Raw genomic sequence first — 20,219 nt, forward strand, 5'->3', positions numbered from 1 at the left:
AAAAACGCAGGAGACAAAATGAAACCAGCATTCGCATACAAAGTAATGGCCGCGGCGATGATCGCAGGCTTTGCCGCAACCGCGTCGGCCCAGGACGGCCCGATCCGCATCGGCGTCGTCACGCCGCTGTCGGGCACCTATTCCGCGCTCGGCCAGCAGGTCAAGTGGGGCATCGAGCTCGCCACCAGGGAAATCAACGCCTCCGGCGGCATCATGGGCCGCAAGGTCGAACTGCTGTTCGAGGACGAGGAGGCCAATCCCTCGGTCGCCACGCCGAAAGCCGAGAAGCTGTTCCAGGTATCGAAGGTCGACTTCCTGACCGGTACCGTCAACTCGGCGTCGACGCTGGCGGTAGGCCAGCTGGCCGAGCGCAACAACCGCCTGATCGCTACCACCGTCTCGTTCTCCGACACGATCACCGGCGAGAAGTGCTCGCCGAACGTATTCCGCGTGAACGCCAAGGCCGGCCAGCAGTCCGCCGCGCTGGCCGAGTGGCTGAGCAAGGCCAAGCCGAACGCCAAGGTGTTCTACCTCGGCCCTGACTACGAGATGGGCCGCAGCACGGTAGCGGCCTTCAAGAGCGCGGCCGAGAAGAAGGCGTCGAAGACCGTCGGCGAAGTGTTCGCCCCGCTCGACAACAAGGACTACTCGCCGTTCTTCGGCCAGGTCCGCGCGGCGCGTCCGGACGTGATGTATACCTCGGTGGCCGGCAACGACACGGTGCGCCTGTTTAACCAGATGGCCCAGTACGGCCTGCTGAAGAACATGACCGTGGTGGGCGCGTCCGGCACGCTGACCTCGCAGAACCTGAAGGCGGTCGGCAAGGCAGGTGAAGGCTTCGTTACCGGTGTCGGCTACTCGGTTGAAATCGACCTCCCTGAAAACAAGAAGTTCGTGCAGGCCTTCACCGAGTACGCGAAGGCGCCGCCTGACCTGTACGGCGCCGACTCTTACGGCGTCATGTACTTCTACAAGGCCGCGGTCGAGAAGGCGAAGAGCACCGACACCGACAAGGTGCGCGCCGCGATGCGTGGCCTGGAGTGGATGACCCCGCAGGGCAAGAAGACCATGCGCGCGGGCGACCACCAGGCGATCCAGGACATGTACGCAACCCAGATGTCCAACGGGAAGTTCAAGGTCATGAGCAAGGTGCCTGGCGCCGCCGCGATCGGCCCGGACACCTGCACCAGGTTCTGACGATTATGGATGGATTCATCGACACACTGCAGTTCGTGCTGGCTCCACAGGTCGTCAACGGCCTGTCGATCGGCGTGGCTGTGATCCTGATGGCGCTCGGGCTGACGATCATTTTCGGACTGCTCGACGTGATCAACATGGCGCACGGCGAGTTCTACGCGCTCGGCGCCTACCTGGGCGTGAGCCTGGCCGCCGCCGGCGTCAACTTCTGGCTGATGCTGCTGCTGGTGCCGCTGATCATGGCGCCGGTCGGCTATGCCTTCGAGCGTATGCTGATCCAGCGCGTGTTCCACCACAAGGACCGGCATATCCTGACGCTGCTGCTCACCTTCGGCCTGGCGATCATCATGGAAGACCTGTTCAAGGTGTTCTATGGTCCGCAGGCGCTGACCGCCGAAACGCCGATTGAAGGCGCCAGCGAGATCGCCGGCATGTTCTTCCCGAACTACCGGCTGTTCCTGATGGCGATCGGCGCCGCGATCATCGTGGTGGTGTGGCTGGTGGTCTACCGCACCAGCCTTGGCGCGATGGTGCGCGCCGCGGCGTTCGACAAGAACATGGCGTCGTCGCTGGGCGTGCCGGTATCGCACGTCTATGCCGGCACCTTCGCGTTCGGCGTGGCGCTGGCGGCCTTGTCCGGCGTGCTGCTCGCGCCCGTGTACTCGGTGTTCCCGACCATGGGCAAGGACTTTATCCTGATGGCGTTCAGCGTCGTCATCGTCGGCGGCCTTGGCAGCATCAAGGGCGCAGTGATCGCGGGGCTCGTGCTGACCCAGATCCAGGCTATCGCCAGTTTATACATGTCGCCTTCGTGGACCGACCCGCTGGTATTCGCCATCATGGTGGCGGTGCTGATGGTGCGCCCGCAAGGACTGTTCGGGAGGCTCGGCCATGCTTGATAACGTCACTCCGATCCGCGCCGCGGCGCCCGCTCCCGCGCCGGTGCTTGGGGCGGTCGCACGCCGCGAGCTGATCGCCCGCAACGCGGTGCGCTACTTCGCCTTCCTGTTCATCGCGCTGGCGCTGGTGTTCGCCGCCATCGCCACAGTGCTGGACGATGTGTTCTTCTTCCGCCTGGCCACGGAGGCCCTGATCTTCGGCGGCTTTGCGATGTCCGTCGACCTGCTGCTAGGCTTCGTCGGCCTGCTGTCGCTTGGCCACGCGCTGTTTTTCGGGCTTGGCGCCTATGTGTCCGGCCTGGTGCTGAAGGAATGGGCTGCGTCGTTCTGGCTGGCGCTGGCCGTGACACTGGTGGCGGCTACCGTTGCCGGCGCCGTGGCCGGCGTCATCGCCACCCGTGCACGCGGCGTGTACTTTGCGCTGATCACCTTCGGGCTGGCCGAGGTGGTGTCCAAGGTGGTGTTCAATACGCGTGAGCTGGGCGGCTCCGATGGCATCATCGGCATCCCTGTGGTGCAGGCCAACTTCCTGTTCTTCACCGTCGACAGCAGCCACCCGGCCAGCTTCTTCCTGCTGGTACTGGTGCTTGTCATGGCGATGTACTTTGCGCTGGAGGCGCTGCTGCAGACTCCCGCCGGCCGCCTGGTCGTGGCCATCAAGGCCAACGAGCACCGCGTGCCTTTCCTTGGCTTCAGCGCGCAGCACTACAAGCTGCTGGCCTTCATCGTGGCCGCCAACGTCGCCGCCCTGGCCGGGTCGCTGTACCCGATGCTGCGCGGCTTCGTGTCGCCAGAGCTGATGTTCTTCCAGGCGTCCGGCAACGCCGTGATCACCGTGATCCTGGGCGGCGTGGGCACCCTGATTGGCCCGCTGTACGGCAGCGTGATTTTGAGCGCGCTGAAATCGGTGGTCGGCTCGTACACCGAACATCACCTGATCATCATCGGCGTGCTGTTCATGATTTCGGTGATCTTCTTCCCCAAAGGCCTGATCGGCTACCTGCGCCCGCGCCTCGAAGCGTGGCTGTCGCGAAAGGAGCAGCCATGAACCACGCAGACCAGAACGTGCTGTCGGTACGCGACCTGACGGTGCGCTTCGGCGCGCTGACCGCGGTCAACAACGTCAGCTTCGACGCGAAGCGCGGCCATATCACGTCGGTGATCGGACCGAACGGCGCCGGCAAGAGCACCTTGTTCAACCTGATCAGCGGTGCAATCCGCCCGAGCGGCGGCAAGGTCAGTTTCAACGGCCAGGATGTCACCGCGCGCGGGCCGGACCACCTGATGAAGGCGGGCCTGGCGCGCTCGTTCCAGATCACCAACCTGTTCTTCGAGCTGTCCGTGTTCGAGAACCTGCGCCTCGCAGCGCAGGCGCTGGAACCGGCAGGGCGGGCGTTTTTGCCGGTCCGCCGCAGCGGCATCGCCCTGGATCGCGCCGAGGAACTGATCGCGCAGTTCGGCCTGTCGGCCAAAGCGCATGAACTGGCCGGCTACCTGTCGCACGGCGAGCAGCGCCGCCTCGAAATCGCGGTGGCGCTGGCCTGCCGTCCCAGGATGCTGCTGCTGGACGAGCCGACCCAGGGCATGTCGCACGCCGACACCGAGGAAACCGGCGAAATGATCAAGTCGCTGGCGGGGGAGCTGTCGATCCTGCTGGTCGAGCACGACGTCGGGCTGGTGATGAACCTGTCCGACCATGTGGTCGTCATGACGCAGGGCGCCAAGCTGGCCGAAGGCCTGCCCGCCGCCGTGCGCGCCAACCCTGCGGTGCAGGCGGCCTATTTTGGACAAGGAAGCCATCATGCTTGAACTTGAAAACGTCCACACCCACTATGGACTGAGCCATGTGCTGCAAGGCGTATCGCTGACCGTCGGCGCCGGCGAAGTGGTGGTGCTGTGCGGCCGCAACGGCGTCGGCAAGACCACCGTGATGAAAACCATCGCCGGCTGGGTCAAGCCGAGCGCGGGAACGGTGCGCTTCAATGGCGCCGACGTCAAGCCGCTGGCGCCGGACCGCATCTGCCGCCTCGGCCTCGGCCTGGTGCCGGAAGACCGCCGTATCTTCCCCGGCCTGACGGTCGAGGAAAACCTGAAGCTGGGCTTCCTCCAGTGCCCGGGGCGCAGCAAGGCCGAGTCGCGCGCCGTGCTCGAACGGGCCTACGAGCGCTTCCCGCGCTTGAAGGAGCGCCGGCCGCAGCTTGGCACGTCGCTGTCGGGCGGCGAGCAGCAGATGCTGGCGATGGCCCGTGTGCTGGTCGGCGCGCCGAAGATGCTGCTGATCGACGAGCCGACCGAGGGCCTGGCCCCGATCATCGTCGATGAAATCTTCGCCATCATCGAGCGCCTGCGCGATGACGGCATTCCCATCCTGCTGGTGGAGCAGAACGTCCAGCGCGCGCTCGACGTCGCCGACCGTTTCTACGCGCTCGAACGCGGGCAGGTGATCCTGTCCGGCGACGCCGCATCAAGCAGCGCCCGCAGCAGCCTGCAAGAAGCCATCGCGGTCTAACTTTTTTAACCCATTCAAAGGAATTTACATGTCCCACCTTTCCCACCCGGCGCATACCCTGCTCGAAAAGCTCGACGGTTTTTCGGTGATCATCGATGCCGACCGGCAGCGCGCCGACATCGTGCTCGAGCGCCCGCCGTTCAACATCATCTCGATGGCCCAGCGCGACCAGCTGCGCCTGGTGTTCGAATCGCTCGACGAAAACCCGGCGGTGCGCGTCATCGTGCTGCGCGCCGTGGGCGAACACTTCTCCAGCGGCGGCGACATTCGCGGTTTCCTCGACGCGACGCCGGAGCATGTATCGAAGCTGGCATGGAACATCGCCGCCCCTGCGCGCTGCAGCAAGCCCGTGATCGCCGCCAACCGCGGCTTCTGCTTCGGCGTCGGCTTCGAGATCTCGCTGGCCTGCGACTTCCGCATCGTGTCCGAAACCTCGCAGTACGCGCTGCCCGAGCAGAAGCTGGGCCAGATCCCGGGTTCGGGCGGTTCGGCGCGCCTGCAGAAGATGGTCGGCATCACGCGCACCAAGGACGTCGTGATGCGTTCGCGCCGCGTGCCCGGCCAGCAGGCATACGAATGGGGCATCGCGACCATGTGCGTGCCCGACGCCGAACTCGAAAAGGCGACCGATGCGCTGGTCGAAGAACTGCTTGCGTTCTCGCCGATCGCGCAGCGTACCGCGAAGAAGCTGCTGAACGACACCGAGGACTCGACCCTGTCGATCGCCATCGAACTCGAAGGCCACTGCTACAGCCGCCTGCGCTCGTCGGATGACTTCCGAGAGGGCGTCGAGGCCTTCCACCAGAAACGCAAGGCTGACTTCAAGGGCAGCTAAGCAAAAGCCGCAAGGCGCTCAGTACGATTCTTATAAAAATTTGGAGACATGGACATGAAGAACGCACAGCACGCACTTTCCGCAAGCCGCCGCAAGCTGGCCATCGGCGCCGCCGCACTGGTTGTCGCCGGCGCGTGGAGCACACGAGCCGCCGTTGCGGCCGAATTGGCCGAGGTACGCATCGGCGTCAACAACGTGGTCAGCGATGCGCCGTTCTTCATCGCTAACAAGAAGGGCTATTTCACCGAGCAGGGAATCAAGGTCGTCTTCGTTCCATTCGACGCGGGACCGAAGATGATCGCGCCGCTGGGCACCGGCCAGCTTGACGTGGCCGCGGGCGCCATGTCGGCCGGCCTGTTCAACGCCGCCGCGCGCGACATCAACATCAAGGTGGTCGCCGACAAGGGCTCGACCCCGCCGCAGTACGACTACATGCCTATCCTGGTGCGCAAGGCGCTGGTCGACAGCGGCAAGGTCAGGAGCTACAAGGACCTCAAGGGCCTGAAGGTGGCCGAGGCGGCCAAGGGCGGTTCGCCCGGCTCGAAGCTGAACGAAGCGCTCAAGACCGGCGGCCTGACATACAAGGACACCGAACACGAATACATCGGCTATCCGCAGCACGTGGCGGCGCTGATGAACGGCGCCATCGACGCGAGCGTCACCACCGAGCCCTCGGCCACGCAGGCCATCGAGCGCGGCGCGGCGGTCCGCCTTGGCAGCGCCGATCCGTATCCGAACCAGCAGATCGCGGTGCTTCTGTACGGCGGCGACTTCATCAAGAAGCGGCCGCAGCTTGCGCAGAAGTTCATGATCGCTTACCTGAAGGGCGCGCGCTACTACAACGACGCCCTCAAGGACGGCAGGTTCGCCGGGCCGAATGCGGCCGACGTGATCGCGATCCTGGCGCAGGACAGCAACGTCAAGGACCCGGCGCTGTACAAGAAGATGACGCCGAACGGCATCCACCCGGACGGCAAGATCAACGAGGCGAGCCTGGCGCGCGACTACCAGTTCTACAAGGACCAGAGGTATGTCGACGGCAGCGTGAAGCTCGAACAGGTACTCGACACGTCCTTCTTGAATGCGGCAGTCAAGGCGCTCGGCCCTTACCAGCCGAAGCAGCAATAAGATGGGGGTGACCATGAAGCTGGCTGAAAACATACCGGGCCTGGCGGCGCCGAAGATCCGCATCGCCAACCTGACCAAGCAGTTCGCCACCAAGGGCGGTACCTTCACGGCGATCGACAACATCTCGCTCGACATCGCGCCGGGCACCTTCTTCGTCATCGTCGGTCCCAGCGGCTGCGGCAAGACGACGCTGCTGCGCATCCTGGCCGACCTCGAAAAACCGAGCAGCGGCACGGTCGACATCAGGGCCGACCGGCCGGGAAAGCCAAGCAACTCGATGGTGTTCCAGGGCGATTCGATCTTCCCCTGGATGACGGTGTGGGACAACGCCGCGTATGGCCTGAAGCTGCGCGGGCTGCCTGAGGCGGAAGTGCGCGAAACGGTCGGGCACTACCTCGACAAGACCGGCCTCACCAAATTCGCCAGGCACTATCCGCACCAGCTGTCCGGCGGCATGAAGCAGCGCGTGTCGATTGCGCGCGCATTCGCCAACGACCCGGAGATCCTGCTGATGGACGAGCCGTTCTCCGCGCTCGATGAGCAGAACAAGACGCTGCTGCAGGAAGAAGTGCTGCGCATCTGGGAAGCCGACAAGAAGACGGTCGTCTTCATCACCCACAGCGTCGACGAGGCGGTGACGCTTGGCGACAAGATCATGGTGATGTCCGCGCATCCGGGCAAGGTCAAGGCGATCATCGATGTGCCGTTCGCGCGCCCGCGCAATGTGCTGGAGCTGCGCTCGCAGCCGGCGTATGGCGAGATGGTCTACAACATCTGGGGTCACCTGCGCGACGAAGTACAACGCGCCAAGGCGCAGGAGGAAGCACGCACATGAGCATGAACGATAAAACCCGCGACCGCCTGGTCAGTGTCGCTTCGCCGCTGGCCCTGGTGCTGCTATGGGAGCTGTGCGCCCGCGCCGGGGTGCTCGATACCCGGTTCTTCCCGGCGCCGACCAGCATTGTCGCGCAGGCGGTAGACCTGGCCACCTCCGGCGAACTGTGGGGCCACCTGTCCGCCAGCCTGCAGCGCCTGCTGTGGGGATCGCTGCTGGGCGGCGTGCCGGCGCTGTTGCTTGGCATCGCGATGGGCCTGTACCGGCCTGTGCGCGCGGCCATCGACCCGCTGATCTCGGCGACCTATCCGGTGCCGAAAAGCGCGATCCTGCCGCTGATCCTGCTCATCTTCGGCCTCGGCGAAGCGTCCAAGATCGTCATGGTGGCGCTGGGGGTGTTCTTCCCGGTGGTGATCAACACGATCAGCGGCGTCATGCAGATCGATAAAATCTACCTCGACGTCGGCAAGAACTTCCGCGCCAGCCGCTGGCAGACCTTCCGTACCGTGGCCCTGCCGGGCGCGCTCCCATCGATCATGGCGGGCATCAAGCTCGGCATCGGCATGGGCCTGATCCTGATCGCGATTGCCGAAATGGTGGGCGCCAAGAACGGCATCGGCTTCATGATCTGGGATGCGTGGCAGATCCTGTCGGTCGAGACGATGTATGTCGGCCTGATCGTCATTTCCATCCTGGGCTTCCTGCTGACGCTCATCCTGAACGAAATCGAGGGATGGATCCTGCCATGGAAGCACGAGCGATAGATAACGCGGGGCGCCGCCTGCGCGCGCTGAACCTGGTCGGCGGCCAATGGCAGGGCGCCAGCGGCGCGCGCGAGGGCGACAGCATCAACCCGGCCAACGGCAGGGAGATCGGCAGCTTCGCCGCAGGCGGCGCCGCCGATGCCCGCCAGGCCATCGATGCGGCGCGGCGCGCCTTCGACGCTGGCGGGCTGTCGCGTGATCCGGCGCAGCGCGCGGCGCTGCTGCTGCGCTGGGCCGACCGGCTGGAAGGGCGCGCCGACCTCGCCCAGCTGCTGACGCTTGAAAACGGCAAGGTGCTGGCGCAGTCGCGCCAGGAAATCGCCGCCGCCGTCGCCTGCGTACGCCATTGCGCCGGACAGCTTCAGCACGGTGTGCCGCCAGCGGCGCAGCCGGTGGGCGTGGTTGCCATCATCGTTCCCTGGCACGCGCCAGTGGCGTCGCTGGCCGCCTGGCTGGCGCCGGCGCTGGCCGCCGGCTGCGCTGCCGTCGTCAAGCCGGCGCGCCAGGTCGCCCAGGTGTCCGCGGCCGTGATCGCGGAACTCGCGGCGGTCGAAGGCCTGCCCGCCGGCGCCGTCAACCTGGTCTCGGAGACCGGACAGGAAGCGGCGCGCGAGCTGGTGGCGTCGCGCCAGGTGGACGTGCTGTGCTTCACGGGCTCGCAGGAAACCGGCCGCAAAATGACGGTGGCCGCGGCGCCCAGCGCCAAGAAGCTGTTGTTCGACCTCACCCGCAAGTCGTGCAGCCTGGTGTTCGCGGACACCGACGTGCAGGCGGTGGCGGCGCAGCTGGCCGCCGCGGCTGTCGTCGCTTCGGGACAGCACAGCAGCGCACCGCGCCGCATCCTGGTGCACGCATCATGCTTTGACGAAGCCAAGGCGGCGCTCAGGCGCGCGCTGGAGCAGGTGGTGGTCGGGGCAGGGGACCGGGCCGGCTGCGGCATGGGTCCCCTGATCGATGCACCGGCGCTGGTTGCCGTGGGCGTGCGCACCGAGCAGGCGCTGGCGCGCTGCGACGAGGTGGTGCTGCACGGCCGCCGCGCCGGGGGCGAACTGGCCGACGGCTACTTTCTCTCCCCGACGCTGGTGGCCCAGCGCGATTGCTCGGACCCTTCCTCGCCGGATGAAATCTATGGCCCGTTCGTCTCGCTCGGCCGCTTCGAGGCCGACGCGGAGGCGCTGGACTGCGCGAATGAGATGCCGATGGCGCGCTCGGTCAGCGTCTGGACGGGCGACCCGGCGCGGGCGCAGCGGCTGGCGCGCGCATTGCGCAGCGGCGGCGTCCTGATCAACCGGCACGACTGGCTGGCGCCAGGTGGTAGCATGGGGCGCCAGGGCCGGCAGCCATTCGGCGGCCTGGCCGATTTTTTCGCCACTCCCGGCCACTAGGAAAGGAAGCGCCTTGCAGCACACCGCGATCGCACTCGAAGGGCGAGACGTAACGATCGAATACGAATGGGTCGCCGGCGCGCGCAGCGGTGCGCCGCTGATCGTGTTCCTGCATGAAGGACTGGGGTGCGCCGCGATGTGGGGCGACTGGCCGCGCGCCTTGTGCGCGGCCACCGGCTGCCGCGGCCTGGTGTTCTCGCGTTACGGCTACGGGCATTCCCAGCCCCGTCCCGCGCCAGGGCCTGGCTGGCCCGTTGACTACATGGAGCGCGAAGCGCGCGAGCACCTGCCTGCACTTCTGGAGGCGGTCGGCATCGACGCCGCGCGCGAGCGCCCGGTCATCTTCGGGCACAGTGACGGCGCCACCATCGCGCTGCTGTATGCCGCCGCTTTCTCGCAGCATGTGCGCGCGGCGGTGGTGCTGGCCCCGCACGTCTTTACCGAGGAGGTGGCGCGCGAGCGGATAGCGCGGCTGCGCGCCAGCTGGGACGACGGACGGCTGGCGGCCCACCTGGCGAGCCTGCACGGCGACCCCGGGGGCGTATTCAATGGCTGGAGCGGTTGCTGGCTGTCGGCTGCGTTCCGCAACTGGAACGTCGCGGGGGCGCTCGCCAGCATCGCCTGCCCGCTGCTGGCGGTGCAAGGCAGGCAGGACCAGTATGGGACCCTAGAGCAGCTGTACGAAATACAGCGCCGGGTTCCCCACGCCGAACTGCTGGTCCTCGACGATTGCCGCCATGCGCCACACGAGGAGCATCCCGCCGCGGTGCTCGGCGCCGTCGGCGCTTTCCTTGGGCGCCAGGGCGCCTGAGGCGCGAAGGGCGAGAAAAAACCCGCAATGCCGGCGACGGCGATGCGGGTTTTTTATGCGCGCTGCGTTTTGTGGCGCTTTAACGAAGTCCCAGCAAGGCCAGCACGCGTTCCCGGCTGATCCCCACCATCGCCGACGTAATCGCCAGCAGCGATTCGTAGTTCGGATCGGTCGCGGTGGCGGCGAAGTCCTTCGCCAGCACAGTCATGTCATCGGACGGCACCGGCGCCATCGCGGCGCGGCTGGCCGCGGCGCTCAGCTCGCGGCTCGCGGCGGCCTGCGAACTCCTGACCTGCGCCAGCGCCCGCACCACCTCCTGCAGACTCAGCCGCAAGGCTTCGGTATCGCTGGTGCCCCAGCGCTGCGGCGCGACTGCGCCAGGTTCTTCTTCCGTCGCCACGCGCCCGCGTCCGAGGATCGACAGGTTGTCGCGCAGGGCGGGCCAGTGCGCTTCCGGCGTCGTAAAGATCAGCTTGCCATTGGCGTCGCTGCTGACGCGGACGTTGGCGGGCGCCAGCGCGCGGTCGAAGCGCTGGACGATCTCTTCGTCCGACATGCCGGGTTCGATATTGACGGTCAGCGCCTGGCCGCCGGCGCCGGACGAAAACGACAGCATTTGCGGGGCGCTCGACTTCAGCGAGCTGAGCGTCATGCCGCGCACATTGAAGCGCTGGGTCGCCGATGCGGCGTTGTAGTTGAGCTGCGCGTCGAGCTTGTCCCCGCCGGACTGGCGCCGGCGTTCGAGCGTGTTGGCCAGTTCGCGCAGGCGCGCTTCGATCTGGCGTTCGTCCGCTTGCAGGTTGCTGAGCTTGGCGCTCAGCTCGCTTTTGAGCGACTGCAGCTGGCCGGCGACTTCTTCAAGGAAATCAAGCGCTTGCTGGGCGCTGGCGACATCGCCTTGCAAGTGGCTGTCGAAGCCGCGCATGGTGCGCCGCATCGGCGCCGGTGCCGGGGTGGCCGCAGGAGGTGGCGCGAGCTGGGGCGGACGGCCTTCGGCCAGCCGTTCGGCAGCTTCCGTGCGCGCCTGCGGGGCGCTGGCTGCGCTGCCGGTGGTGCTGGCAGGGGCAGGGGACTGGGGACGGATGCTGTCCATGGCTTACAGCACCGAGAACAGCGACAGGGTGCCGATTTTGGCGTAGGCCTTGTAGGTCGCCTGCAGGGCGTTCGAATAGCCAGTCAGCTCGGTTGCGGCAAAGCCGTAGTCGAGCTGGCCGATGTCGGTCAGCGCCATCTGGTTCGACAGGCTCACATTGCTGTGGTTGATGTCGAGGGTGTCGAGGATGTTGTGCGAGCCGCCCAGTACCGCCACTTTGCCCGAAATGAGATTGAGCGCGGTGTCGAAACCGTCGAGGTTGGCCGCGAGCAGGGTGCGCAGCGCCGGGTCGCTCGGGTTCATCGTTGGCTGGCCGAGCGCGTCGATCACGGCGTCGAGCTGGTTGAGCAGGTCTTCCACGCCGCTGACGTTGCCGTTCGCGACCTGGGTGATGCCGTTGCCGACAACCACGGTCTGGTCATTGGTGTTGCCCACAAAGGTGTAGCGCGCGCCGGCGGCGGCCGTCGCATCGAAGGCGATCGGCGCGGTGTCGGTCTGGGTGCCGGAGAACACGTAGCGGCCTTCCTGGTCGACCGCGTTGGCGGTGTACAGCAGGCTTTCGCGCAGCGAGGTCAGCGGCGAGATCATGGCGCGCAGGTCGTCCGGCGTGTTGCTGCCGTCCGAGGACCAGACCAGCAGGTCGCGGCCCTGGATCATGTCGTTGACCATGCTGGTCAGGTAATCTTCGTTCTTGCTGAGGCGGATCTTGATCGCGGCGATGTTCTCGCGGTACTGGTTCAGGGTCGATTCCTCGCGGCGCAGGCGCGACAGGCGCACGTTGTCGACCGGGTCGTCAGACGGCAGCTGGATGCGCTGTCCCGACGCCATCTGCTGGGTCAGGTAGCCGAGGCGCTCCTGGTTCACCTGGAGCGACTGGTTCATCGTCGACTGGTACTGGCTGGTGGCGATTCGCATGCGGTTCCCCTTAAGACATCATCGCGAGGGTGGCGTCGAACAGCGCGTTGGCCACCGACATCACCTTCATGTTTGCTTGATACATGTTCTGGAATTCGACCAGGTTGATCGCTTCCTCATCCTGGTTGACGCCGCTCGTCGATTTCCAGTCGTCCACCGCCTGGTTGCGGATGGTTTCATTGGTCGCCAGGGTCGCGCGGTTCTGCTGGCTGTCGACCGCCAGCTTGCCGGTCAGCTGGGTGTCGGCGTCGGCGATCAGCACCATGCCCAGCGAGGTGACGTTGATCGGATCGTTCTTGATGGCGATGATCTTCTGCAGGTTGCCGCTGTCGCCAGGGGTGCCGTCGCTTGAGAACGCCAGGTCGGCGGTCTGGTAGCCATCGACGATCTGCAGCATGTTCGAGGTGCTGCCCGGGGTGTAGACGAACATCGGGCCGCCGGCGGTGCCGTCCATCTTGAAGCCGGCCGCCAGCTGGGTGTTGACCTTGTCGGCGATCTGTTCGGCCATGTCGGCCACGCCCTGCTGCAGCGGCAGCAGGATGTTGCGCTCGTACGCGCCAAGGCCGCCGAGCTGGCCGCCGACGCTGACGCTGTCGAGGTCGAAGGTGGAGCCGGCGAAGGACAGCGAGAAGGTCTGGGTGGTGCCGCCGCTCACGTTCAGCTGGCCGGCGATGCCGCCGAGCACCAGCGCCTGGCCGGTTTTGAGCGAAACGCTGCGGGTGCCGTCAGGCTGGTCGGAGACTTCCAGGTCGAGCTGGGACGCCAGCGCGTCAATGGCCTGGTCGCGCGCGTCGACCAGCGACGAGTGGTTGGTGCCGGTGGCGGCGGCGATGGTGATCTGGCGGTTCAGCGACGCGATGTTGGCGATGGTGACGTTGGCGCTGGAAACGATCGCGCTGCGCTGCAGGCGCAGCGATTGCAGCTGGGCGTTGAAGACGTTGTTGAGGTTGTTGAAACGCTGGGCCATGGTGCCGGCCGCGGTCAGCACTTGCTGGCGCAGCGGGGTCGAGGTCGGGTCGACGCCGGCCACGGCGTTCATCGCCTCGAAGAACTTGTCGACGCCGGCCGACAGGCTCGCTGCGTTGTCGCCCATGACGCGTTCAAGCTGGGTCAGGTAAGGCTGGGTCTGCGAATGACGGCCGACGCCGGACGCCGAGCGCCACATTTGCTGGTTCTTGTAGTCGTCGCTGATGCGCAGCAAGTTGTTGACGGCCACGCCATTGCCGGGCGAGCGGTTGTTGCCGCGCTCCGAGCCGACCGCCGTCAGCAACGCCATCTGGCGCGTGTAGCCCTTGGTCTGCATGTTGGCAAGGTTCTGGCTGGTAGTGGCCAACGCCAACTGGGAAGCGAGCGCGCCGGACAGCGCATTGTTCATGATGCTCATTTTGCAATTTCTTTCGCGTGGGTGGCGTCAACTAAACAAGGCGACCGTTTACTTCGTTTTATTAAGCGGCGCAGGTAAAAGCTGGCGCAGGATGGCGTCGGCGATGCCGAAGGCGCGCTGGCCGGCCATCTGGGTGGCCACCATGCCGTCGGCCATGTCCTGCATGTCGCGGTTGACCGGGTCCTTGAACACGCTGTCGTCGGACGCCATTTCGCGGGTGCCCGCGCGCATCTGCTTGAGCATGTTCGCGATGAAGAAGCTTTCGAATTCGACTGCCGCCTTGGTGGCCTTGGCCGCATACACCGGGTCGGCGGCGGGATTGTCGCCGCCTGGGCGGGGCAGGGATGGGTCGAGAATGGTCATGTGCTGTCCTCAGATTACGACAAGTTCGCCTTCGATCGCGCCGGCCTGGTCGAGCGCCTGCAGGATCGCCATGATGTCGTCGGGCGTCGCGCCCAGGCTGTTGACGACGTCGATGATGGTTTGCAGCTTGGCGCCCTGGGGCCATTTGAACATCTGGCCCGAGCCTTGGTCAACCGACAGTTTCGATTGCGGCGTGACGGCGGTGCGGCCGTTCGAGAACGGGCCTGGCTGGCTGACGTTGGAACTTTCGGCGATCACCACCTTGAGCGCGCCGTGGGTGACGGCAGCGGCCTTGACGCGCACGCCGTCGGCGATGACGACGGTACCGGTGCGCGAGTTGAACACCACCTTCGGCACCTCGGCGCCGACTTCCACCGGCATCGATTCGAGCTTGGCCATGAAGGCCACGCGCGCGGTCGGGTTTTCCGGTGCGATCACGGCGATGGTGGCGCCGTCGCTGGTGGTGGCCACCGGGCCAAAGCGGCGGTTGATCGCCTCGACCACGTTGGTAGCCGACTGGAAGTTAGCGTTCTTCAAACGCAGCATGACTTCCGGGCGGGTCGCGAAGTCGGTGGCGATTTCGCGCTCGATGTTGGCGCCGTTGGGAATGCGTCCGCCGGTTGGCGTATTGACGGTCACGCTGGAGCCGCTGTTGCCGGTCGCGTTCAGGCCGCCGACCACCACGTTGCCCTGTGCGAGCGCGTAGATTTCGTTGTCGGCCGCGCGCAGCTGCGTCAGCAGCAGCACGCCGCCGCGCAGGCTCTTGGCGTCGCCCAGCGACGACACGTTGACGTCGATCTGCTGGCCGCGGCGGTAACCGGGCGGGAACACCGCGCTGACCATCACGGCCGCGACGTTCTTGTTCTTCGCGTCGGTCCCTTCCGGCAGCTTGACGCCGAACTGCTTGAGCATGTTGACGACCGACTGGCTGGAGTACTTGACCTGGGTGCTGTCGCCGCTGCCATTGAGGCCGACCACGAGGCCGTAGCCGACCAGCGGGTTGTCGCGCACGCCTTCGACGCTGACCAGGGAACGCAGCGGCTGCGCGGCGAACAGCGGCAGCGCGAGGCAGGAAGCCAGTACCAGGGTGGCGAGGCGGAGGAAGCGGGATTGCATGATTTGTCTACCTTAGAACGGCATCCACGGGCTGACGAAGAAGCGCGTCAGCCAGCCGGGTTGATTGGCGTCGGACAGGGCGCCCTTGCCGGAGTACGAGATGCGCGCATTGGCCACGCGCAGCGAGGACACCTGGTTGTCGGCGTCGATGTCGGCGGCGCGCAGGAAGCCCGCCAGGCGCACGAATTCTTCGCCCTGGTTCAGGGTCAGGCTTTTTTCGCCGGCCACGCGCAGCAGGCCGTTCGGCAGCACTTCCTGCACGATCACGGTCAGCGCGCCGGACAGGGCGTTTTGCTGGGTGCTGGTGGCGTCGCCGCTGAAGCTGCGTTCAGCCGACAGGTCGACACCGGTTTTCGGGAAGGTTTTGCCCAGCAGGCCGGCAGGGGTCACGCCCACGCTCGAATCCTTGCTGATGCTGGTGCCGGCGCGCTTGCTGGCCTGGGTGGTCTCTTCGAGGAAGACAGTGACCACGTCGCCGGTGCGGAAGGCGCGTGCGTCGGACGTCAGCGGCACCGCGTCGGCGTTGAACACGCCGCCCGACAAGCCGCCGCGCGCCACTGCACGCGGCAGCGGCGCGGTCTGGTCGGCCATGGTCGGCGCGGGCGCAGGCAGTTGCATGGTTGCGCAGCCGGAGAGCGCGACGACGACAGCCGCCATCAGTACGTGTTTCATTATCGCGCCGCCTGTGCCAGGTACTGCAGCATGTTGTCCGCCGCCGACAGCACCTTGGTGTTCATTTCGTAGGTGCGCTGGGCGGCGATCATGTCGACCATCTCTTCGACCACCTGCACGTTCGAGCCTTCCAGCGCGCCCTGGCGCAGCTTGCCGAATGCGCCTTCGCCTGGATTGCCTTCGGTGGCCTGGCCGCTGGCCGCGGTTTCCTGGAACAGGTTTTCGCCGAGGGCCAGCAGGCCAGTCGGGTTGACGAACGAGGTCAGGGTCAGCTGGCCCAGTTCGGACGGGGTGGTGCTGCCCGGGATGGTCGCCGAGACCATGCCGTTTTCGCCGATGGTGATCGCGGTGGCGTTGGCCGGCACGGTGATCTGCGGTACCAGCGGCAGGCCCGATGCGTTGACCAGGGTGCCGTTGGCGTCGACCTGCAGCTGGCCGGCGCGGGTGTACGCCGGCTCGCCGTCAGGTCGGCGCACCTGCAGGAAGCCGTTGCCGGAAATGGCGACGTCGAGCGGCTGGCTGGTGGTCTGGATCGAACCGTTGGTGAACACCTTCTGGGTGCCGACCAGGTGGGTACCGTTACCGAGCTGGACACCCGATGGCGACAGCGTGTTGTCGGCGCGCTGGGCGCCGGGCTGCTGCTCGACCTGGTAGAACAGGTCTTCGAAAACCGCGCGGTCGCGCTTGAAGCCGACAGTGTTCACGTTGGCCAGGTTGTTGGCGATGGTCTGCAGTTTTGCATCCTGGGCTTGAACGCCGGTCTTGCTGATCCACATTGCTGGATTCATGATGTGCTCCTGGGTGGTTTGGTGACGGCCGCTTACGCGCCGATCAGGCGGTTGCCCGCTTCATTCATGTTGTCGCTTGCCTTGAACAGCTTCATCTGCATCTCGAAGCTGCGGTTCAGGCTCATGGTGGCGATCATTTCCTCGACTGCCGAGACGTTGCTGCCTTCGAGGTGGCGGTTGCGCACCGTGACGGCAGGGTCGGCAGCCAGCTGGTCGCCGTTGCGCGCCACGATCAGGCCCGCTTCGTTCTTGGTCAGCTCGCCCGCTTCGCCACCCACCAGCTTGAGCTTGTCGACCACCTGCATCTCCTGGGCGCCCGGCGCCTGGATCGAGATGGTGCCGTCGGCGCCGATGGCGACCGCGTTAAACGGCGGCAGCACGATCGGGCCGCCGTCGCCCAGCAGCGCATGGCCGCCGACCGACAGCGCGCCTTCGGCATCGATTTCGATGTTGCCGGCGCGGGTGTAGGCTTCGCCTGGTCCGAACTGCACCGCCAGGTAGCCGTTGCCGGCCACCGCCACGTCGAGGTCGCGGCCGGTTTCCTTGACCGTGCCCTGGCGGGTCGACAGGGCATCCGACTTCATGTTCGCCATGTGGCGGTCGTCGTAGCCGAAGCCGCCTTCGAGCGACTGCGCCGCCGTCACTTCCATGTTGGCGCGAAAGCCCGTGGTGTCCATGTTGGCCAGGTTGTTGGCGTGGACCTGCTGCGAGCGCAGCGCGCGCTCGGCCCCGGAGAGGGCGGTGAAGATCAGTTTATCCATGCTGTTACAGCGCCTGCATCAGTGCTTGCATCATCGAATTCTGGGTCGAGATGACCTTCGAATTGGCCTGGTAGTTGCGCTGCGAGGTCATCAGGCCGACCAGTTCGGAGGTGATGTCGACGTTGGAGCGTTCGAGCGCGCCGGTGTTGAGCTTGCCCAGCAGGCCGCTGCCCGGGGTGCCGTACAGCGCAACGCCCGAGCTCGAGGTCTCGCCCCAGCTGGTGTCGCTGATCGAGGCGAGCGAGCCTTCGTCGGCGAAGGTGGCCACGGCCAGGGTGGCGATCGCCTGGTTCTCGTCGTTGCTGTACTTGGCGATGATCGAGCCGTCCGGGGCCAGCTCGACGCCGACGAAGGCGCCCGAGGCGTAGCCGTCGGTGGCGTTGGTGCTGGTGATCGCTTCGCCGGCGAACGCGGTGGTGCCGGCGTAGTCGACGGTGAAGGCCAGCGGGGCTGCGCCGTTGGTCGGGGTCAGGGTCAGCGCCACCGGCGCCACCGGGGCGGTCAGCTGGCCTTGTGCGTTGAAGGTCATGTTGGTGCTGGTTGCCGGAGCGGCGCCGTCGAAGCCGTAGTGCACGGTGACGCCGGCGGCCGACTTGACGAAGTACTGCGACACCGTGTGCTGGGCGCCGAGCGAATCGTAGACCACCGACTGCTTGGCCATGTTGTAGGTGTTGGCGTTGGCAGGGTCGAATGCGACCGCCGGGACGGTCCAGTCGGCAGACAGGTTGGCAACGAATTCAACCTTGGTGCTGGCAGAGGCTGGAATCTGGCCGGTCGGGATCTTAATGTCACCCATCGCGCCGAGGGTCGCGCTGCCGGCGACGCGGGCGAAGCCCTGGGCGCGGCGGCCGTTGCTGTCGACCATGAAACCATCCTTGTCGGCCGAGAAAATGCCGACCCGGGTATAGGCCATCAGGCCCTGGTCGTCGCGGGTGACGAAGAAGCCGCGGCCATCGATGGCGGCATCCATGCCGCGTCCGGTGGTCATGGCGCCGCCGTTCTGGCCGATGCTCTGGGTCATCGAACCGACTTCAACGCCGGTCGCCTGGGCGCCCGCGTACATCGACGAGAAGTTGGCGCGGCTGGACTTGTAGCCGTAGGTGCCGGCGTTGGCGATGTTGTTCGAGGTTGCTTCCAGTTGCGTGTTGATTGCCTGGATGCCCGACAGTGCGATTTCGAAACTCATGATGTATGTCCTTTAGAAAACGTTAGATGTGTGCCGCGGCAGCCAGGGGATTGGCCTTGCCATTAAAACCGGTGACGTACGACGGAGCCACTTCGCCCACGCCCGCCACCTTGAGGAGAATGCCGCCGGACGCCGTCATGCGCACCGACTCGAGGCGTCCGTTGACTTCGATTTCAGGCTGCTGGCCGTTGGCGGTCGTAACCGCCATCGAATACTTGCCTGGTGGCAGACCGAGTGCGGCCGGGTCGATGGTGAACGGCAGCGGACCGGCGCCGTGCGAACCGAGCGCCACCTTGTGCTGGACGCCGTCGGCGCCGGTCAGCACCAGTTCGTTCGACGCACTTGGCGAGGTCAGCGTGATGTTGCCCTGGACTTTTTCGCCGTCGAGCTGGACGCTGTCGGCGGCGACCACCACATCGCTGCCGACCTGCGCGCCAAGCGCCAGTACCTGCAGGCTTTGCAGCACGCTGGCCGAGGTGCTGTTCATCTTGGCCATGTTCTGCAGCGCTTCGGTCTGGCTCAGCTGCGACAGCTGGTTGACGAACTGGGTCGGGTCGCTCGGCGACAGCGGGTCCTGGTTGCGGATCTGGGCAACCAGCAGCTTGGTGAACATGTCCGCCGTTTCGCTTGGGGCGCTGGAGGACAGCACGTCGGAGGTGCTGGCGCCGGCGCCGTTGTTATTGCCATTGATGTTATTGGTCAGCATGATCAGCTTTCGCCAAGACGGAGCAGCGATGCCTGCATGGACTTGATCCTGCCCAGCACCTCTACATTGGTTTCAAAAGCACGCGATGCCGCCATCATGTCGGTCATCTCGGCTACCTGGTTGACGTTCGGGTAGTACACCATGCCGTCGGCGTCGGCCACCGGATTGTCCGGTTCGTAGGCCTTGCGCAGCGGCTCGGCGCTTTCGACCACGTCGAGCACCTGCACCTGGCTGCCTGGGGTCAGCTTGCCGCTACCGTTGTCGAGGATGGCGGCGAACACCGGCTTGCGCGCGCGGTAGGTTTCGGCTTCGGAACCGCCCACCGAGTCGGCGTTGGCCAGGTTCGAGGCCACGGTATTGAGCCGCACCGACTGGGCCGCCATGGCCGAGCCTGCGATCTGGGAAATGTCTTTGAAGCTCATTGTTATTGTCCCTCGATGGCTTTGTTCAGGCCGCGCAGCTTCATGTTGATGAAGGTCAGGCTGGTCTGGAAATCGGAAGCGTTCTGCGAGAACGCCGCCTGCTCAATGCCGATCTCGACGGTGTTGCCGTCGGCGCTAGGGTGGAAAGGCACGCGGTACTGCGCGGTGCCGTCGCTGAAGCCCGGCAGGGTGTCCGCTTCGCCGTCGATGCGTTCCTGCAGCACGCTGGCGAAGTCGATGTCGCGCGCCGTGAAGCCAGGCGTGCTTTCATTGGCAATGTTGGATGCCAGCACACGGGTGCGTTCGGCACGCAACTCCAGGGCATCGGCATGGACTCCCAGTGCCTTTTGGAAATTAATCGTCATTGAACGCTCCTCCGTTGAGTGAACTGCAGTTTGAACTTGTTAGAATGAACGGCCAGCGCGGGACGGCTTGTTCCGCGTGCAACCC

The 20,219-nt window shown here is 65.8% G+C and carries 23 protein-coding genes; 11 read left to right on the forward strand and 12 right to left on the reverse strand.

Going from position 1 to position 20,219, the window contains the following annotated elements; translation table 11 throughout:
• The first annotated feature begins 18 nt into the window (after positions 1 to 18).
• The 11 genes from LMJ30_RS02900 to LMJ30_RS02950 are packed head-to-tail and all read left to right on the forward strand — an operon-like array spanning position 19 to position 10,363.
• A complete protein-coding gene (locus LMJ30_RS02900) occupies positions 19 to 1,197 on the forward strand; it encodes an ABC transporter substrate-binding protein (RefSeq protein ID WP_229430835.1) in 1,179 nt (392 codons plus the stop codon).
• A 5-nt stretch (positions 1,198 to 1,202) separates the two neighbouring features.
• Positions 1,203 to 2,096 (forward strand): branched-chain amino acid ABC transporter permease, encoded by an 894-nt coding sequence (locus LMJ30_RS02905; protein ID WP_229430836.1) that lies wholly within the window; start codon positions 1,203 to 1,205, stop codon positions 2,094 to 2,096.
• Complete coding sequence (locus tag LMJ30_RS02910) at positions 2,089 to 3,144, forward strand: branched-chain amino acid ABC transporter permease (RefSeq protein ID WP_229430837.1); 1,056 nt, start codon at positions 2,089 to 2,091, stop codon at positions 3,142 to 3,144. Before LMJ30_RS02905 ends, LMJ30_RS02910 begins: the two co-directional genes overlap by 8 nt.
• A complete protein-coding gene (locus LMJ30_RS02915) occupies positions 3,141 to 3,905 on the forward strand; it encodes an ABC transporter ATP-binding protein (RefSeq protein WP_229430838.1) in 765 nt (254 codons plus the stop codon). Before LMJ30_RS02910 ends, LMJ30_RS02915 begins: the two co-directional genes overlap by 4 nt.
• Positions 3,895 to 4,605, forward strand: a complete 711-nt coding sequence (locus LMJ30_RS02920; RefSeq protein ID WP_371872970.1) for an ABC transporter ATP-binding protein — start codon at positions 3,895 to 3,897, stop codon at positions 4,603 to 4,605. Before LMJ30_RS02915 ends, LMJ30_RS02920 begins: the two co-directional genes overlap by 11 nt.
• Positions 4,606 to 4,633: 28 nt before the next feature.
• Positions 4,634 to 5,440, forward strand: a complete 807-nt coding sequence (locus tag LMJ30_RS02925; RefSeq protein ID WP_229430840.1) for an enoyl-CoA hydratase/isomerase family protein — start codon at positions 4,634 to 4,636, stop codon at positions 5,438 to 5,440.
• 54 nt (positions 5,441 to 5,494) lie between these two features.
• Positions 5,495 to 6,568, forward strand: coding sequence for an ABC transporter substrate-binding protein (locus tag LMJ30_RS02930; protein WP_229430841.1), 1,074 nt, complete (start codon positions 5,495 to 5,497; stop codon positions 6,566 to 6,568).
• A gap of 13 nt (positions 6,569 to 6,581) precedes the next feature.
• Positions 6,582 to 7,403 (forward strand): ABC transporter ATP-binding protein, encoded by an 822-nt coding sequence (locus tag LMJ30_RS02935; protein WP_229430842.1) that lies wholly within the window; start codon positions 6,582 to 6,584, stop codon positions 7,401 to 7,403.
• A gap of 2 nt (positions 7,404 to 7,405) precedes the next feature.
• Positions 7,406 to 8,167, forward strand: a complete 762-nt coding sequence (locus LMJ30_RS02940; protein ID WP_229430843.1) for an ABC transporter permease — start codon at positions 7,406 to 7,408, stop codon at positions 8,165 to 8,167.
• On the forward strand, positions 8,149 to 9,552 hold the full coding sequence (locus tag LMJ30_RS02945; protein ID WP_229430844.1) for an aldehyde dehydrogenase family protein: 1,404 nt from the start codon (positions 8,149 to 8,151) through the stop codon (positions 9,550 to 9,552). The genes LMJ30_RS02940 and LMJ30_RS02945 overlap by 19 nt, the downstream gene beginning before the upstream one ends.
• Positions 9,553 to 9,565: 13 nt before the next feature.
• Positions 9,566 to 10,363, forward strand: a complete 798-nt coding sequence (locus LMJ30_RS02950; protein ID WP_229430845.1) for an alpha/beta fold hydrolase — start codon at positions 9,566 to 9,568, stop codon at positions 10,361 to 10,363.
• A 79-nt stretch (positions 10,364 to 10,442) separates the two neighbouring features.
• Here LMJ30_RS02950 and LMJ30_RS02955 read toward each other — a convergent pair whose 3' ends face one another.
• Genes LMJ30_RS02955 through flgB form a run of 12 tightly spaced genes read right to left on the reverse strand, consistent with a single transcriptional unit; the run spans position 10,443 to position 20,134 of the window.
• Positions 10,443 to 11,456 carry a hypothetical protein gene (locus tag LMJ30_RS02955; RefSeq protein ID WP_229430846.1) on the reverse strand — a complete coding sequence of 338 codons (1,014 nt, stop codon included), beginning with the start codon at positions 11,454 to 11,456 and terminating at the stop codon, positions 10,443 to 10,445.
• Positions 11,457 to 11,459: 3 nt separating this feature from the next.
• Positions 11,460 to 12,371, reverse strand: a complete 912-nt coding sequence (flgL, locus tag LMJ30_RS02960; RefSeq protein WP_229430847.1) for a flagellar hook-associated protein FlgL — start codon at positions 12,369 to 12,371, stop codon at positions 11,460 to 11,462.
• 10 nt (positions 12,372 to 12,381) lie between these two features.
• On the reverse strand, positions 12,382 to 13,755 hold the full coding sequence (flgK, locus tag LMJ30_RS02965) for a flagellar hook-associated protein FlgK (RefSeq protein WP_229430848.1): 1,374 nt from the start codon (positions 13,753 to 13,755) through the stop codon (positions 12,382 to 12,384).
• Between the two features lie 48 nt (positions 13,756 to 13,803).
• Positions 13,804 to 14,118: a rod-binding protein gene (locus LMJ30_RS02970; protein WP_229430849.1), complete on the reverse strand. Its 315-nt coding sequence runs from the start codon at positions 14,116 to 14,118 to the stop codon at positions 13,804 to 13,806.
• Positions 14,119 to 14,127: 9 nt separating this feature from the next.
• Positions 14,128 to 15,234 (reverse strand): flagellar basal body P-ring protein FlgI, encoded by a 1,107-nt coding sequence (locus LMJ30_RS02975; RefSeq protein ID WP_229430850.1) that lies wholly within the window; start codon positions 15,232 to 15,234, stop codon positions 14,128 to 14,130.
• Between the two features lie 12 nt (positions 15,235 to 15,246).
• Positions 15,247 to 15,906: a flagellar basal body L-ring protein FlgH gene (gene flgH, locus LMJ30_RS02980; RefSeq protein WP_229430851.1), complete on the reverse strand. Its 660-nt coding sequence runs from the start codon at positions 15,904 to 15,906 to the stop codon at positions 15,247 to 15,249.
• A complete protein-coding gene (gene flgG / locus LMJ30_RS02985) occupies positions 15,906 to 16,694 on the reverse strand; it encodes a flagellar basal-body rod protein FlgG (RefSeq protein ID WP_229430852.1) in 789 nt (262 codons plus the stop codon). Before flgG ends, flgH begins: the two co-directional genes overlap by 1 nt.
• A 32-nt stretch (positions 16,695 to 16,726) precedes the next feature.
• On the reverse strand, positions 16,727 to 17,455 hold the full coding sequence (locus LMJ30_RS02990) for a flagellar basal body rod protein FlgF (RefSeq protein ID WP_229430853.1): 729 nt from the start codon (positions 17,453 to 17,455) through the stop codon (positions 16,727 to 16,729).
• Positions 17,456 to 17,459: 4 nt separating this feature from the next.
• Entirely contained in the window at positions 17,460 to 18,641 is a 1,182-nt protein-coding gene (locus LMJ30_RS02995; protein ID WP_229430854.1) for a flagellar hook protein FlgE, read from the reverse strand.
• Positions 18,642 to 18,663: 22 nt separating this feature from the next.
• Positions 18,664 to 19,347 carry a flagellar hook capping FlgD N-terminal domain-containing protein gene (locus tag LMJ30_RS03000; protein WP_229430855.1) on the reverse strand — a complete coding sequence of 228 codons (684 nt, stop codon included), beginning with the start codon at positions 19,345 to 19,347 and terminating at the stop codon, positions 18,664 to 18,666.
• Positions 19,348 to 19,349: 2 nt separating this feature from the next.
• Positions 19,350 to 19,769 (reverse strand): flagellar basal body rod protein FlgC, encoded by a 420-nt coding sequence (gene flgC / locus LMJ30_RS03005; protein WP_229430856.1) that lies wholly within the window; start codon positions 19,767 to 19,769, stop codon positions 19,350 to 19,352.
• 2 nt (positions 19,770 to 19,771) lie between these two features.
• Positions 19,772 to 20,134 carry a flagellar basal body rod protein FlgB gene (gene flgB, locus LMJ30_RS03010; protein ID WP_229430857.1) on the reverse strand — a complete coding sequence of 121 codons (363 nt, stop codon included), beginning with the start codon at positions 20,132 to 20,134 and terminating at the stop codon, positions 19,772 to 19,774.
• Positions 20,135 to 20,219: the final 85 nt, after the last annotated feature.

Source organism: Massilia agrisoli (assembly GCF_020831365.1).
GTDB classification, from domain to species: Bacteria; Pseudomonadota; Gammaproteobacteria; order Burkholderiales; family Burkholderiaceae_D; genus Telluria_A; species Telluria_A agrisoli.

What these genes read in the sequence shown, in the direction of transcription:
- LMJ30_RS02995 (WP_229430854.1), bottom strand. Translation starts at nt 18,641, where the DNA reads ATGAGTTTCGAAATCGCACTGTCGGGCATCCAGGCAATCAACACGCAA.
- LMJ30_RS02915 (WP_229430838.1), top strand. Translation starts at nt 3,141, where the DNA reads ATGAACCACGCAGACCAGAACGTGCTGTCGGTACGCGACCTGACGGTG.
- LMJ30_RS02935 (WP_229430842.1), top strand. Translation starts at nt 6,582, where the DNA reads ATGAAGCTGGCTGAAAACATACCGGGCCTGGCGGCGCCGAAGATCCGC.
- LMJ30_RS02910 (WP_229430837.1), top strand. Translation starts at nt 2,089, where the DNA reads ATGCTTGATAACGTCACTCCGATCCGCGCCGCGGCGCCCGCTCCCGCG.
- flgB (WP_229430857.1), bottom strand. Translation starts at nt 20,134, where the DNA reads ATGACGATTAATTTCCAAAAGGCACTGGGAGTCCATGCCGATGCCCTG.
- LMJ30_RS02955 (WP_229430846.1), bottom strand. Translation starts at nt 11,456, where the DNA reads ATGGACAGCATCCGTCCCCAGTCCCCTGCCCCTGCCAGCACCACCGGC.
- flgC (WP_229430856.1), bottom strand. Translation starts at nt 19,769, where the DNA reads ATGAGCTTCAAAGACATTTCCCAGATCGCAGGCTCGGCCATGGCGGCC.
- flgG (WP_229430852.1), bottom strand. Translation starts at nt 16,694, where the DNA reads ATGAATCCAGCAATGTGGATCAGCAAGACCGGCGTTCAAGCCCAGGAT.
- LMJ30_RS02905 (WP_229430836.1), top strand. Translation starts at nt 1,203, where the DNA reads ATGGATGGATTCATCGACACACTGCAGTTCGTGCTGGCTCCACAGGTC.
- flgL (WP_229430847.1), bottom strand. Translation starts at nt 12,371, where the DNA reads ATGCGAATCGCCACCAGCCAGTACCAGTCGACGATGAACCAGTCGCTC.
- LMJ30_RS02940 (WP_229430843.1), top strand. Translation starts at nt 7,406, where the DNA reads ATGAACGATAAAACCCGCGACCGCCTGGTCAGTGTCGCTTCGCCGCTG.
- LMJ30_RS02925 (WP_229430840.1), top strand. Translation starts at nt 4,634, where the DNA reads ATGTCCCACCTTTCCCACCCGGCGCATACCCTGCTCGAAAAGCTCGAC.
- flgH (WP_229430851.1), bottom strand. Translation starts at nt 15,906, where the DNA reads ATGAAACACGTACTGATGGCGGCTGTCGTCGTCGCGCTCTCCGGCTGC.
- LMJ30_RS02970 (WP_229430849.1), bottom strand. Translation starts at nt 14,118, where the DNA reads ATGACCATTCTCGACCCATCCCTGCCCCGCCCAGGCGGCGACAATCCC.
- LMJ30_RS02975 (WP_229430850.1), bottom strand. Translation starts at nt 15,234, where the DNA reads ATGCAATCCCGCTTCCTCCGCCTCGCCACCCTGGTACTGGCTTCCTGC.
- LMJ30_RS02990 (WP_229430853.1), bottom strand. Translation starts at nt 17,455, where the DNA reads ATGGATAAACTGATCTTCACCGCCCTCTCCGGGGCCGAGCGCGCGCTG.
- LMJ30_RS02900 (WP_229430835.1), top strand. Translation starts at nt 19, where the DNA reads ATGAAACCAGCATTCGCATACAAAGTAATGGCCGCGGCGATGATCGCA.
- LMJ30_RS03000 (WP_229430855.1), bottom strand. Translation starts at nt 19,347, where the DNA reads ATGCTGACCAATAACATCAATGGCAATAACAACGGCGCCGGCGCCAGC.
- flgK (WP_229430848.1), bottom strand. Translation starts at nt 13,755, where the DNA reads ATGAGCATCATGAACAATGCGCTGTCCGGCGCGCTCGCTTCCCAGTTG.
- LMJ30_RS02930 (WP_229430841.1), top strand. Translation starts at nt 5,495, where the DNA reads ATGAAGAACGCACAGCACGCACTTTCCGCAAGCCGCCGCAAGCTGGCC.
- LMJ30_RS02945 (WP_229430844.1), top strand. Translation starts at nt 8,149, where the DNA reads ATGGAAGCACGAGCGATAGATAACGCGGGGCGCCGCCTGCGCGCGCTG.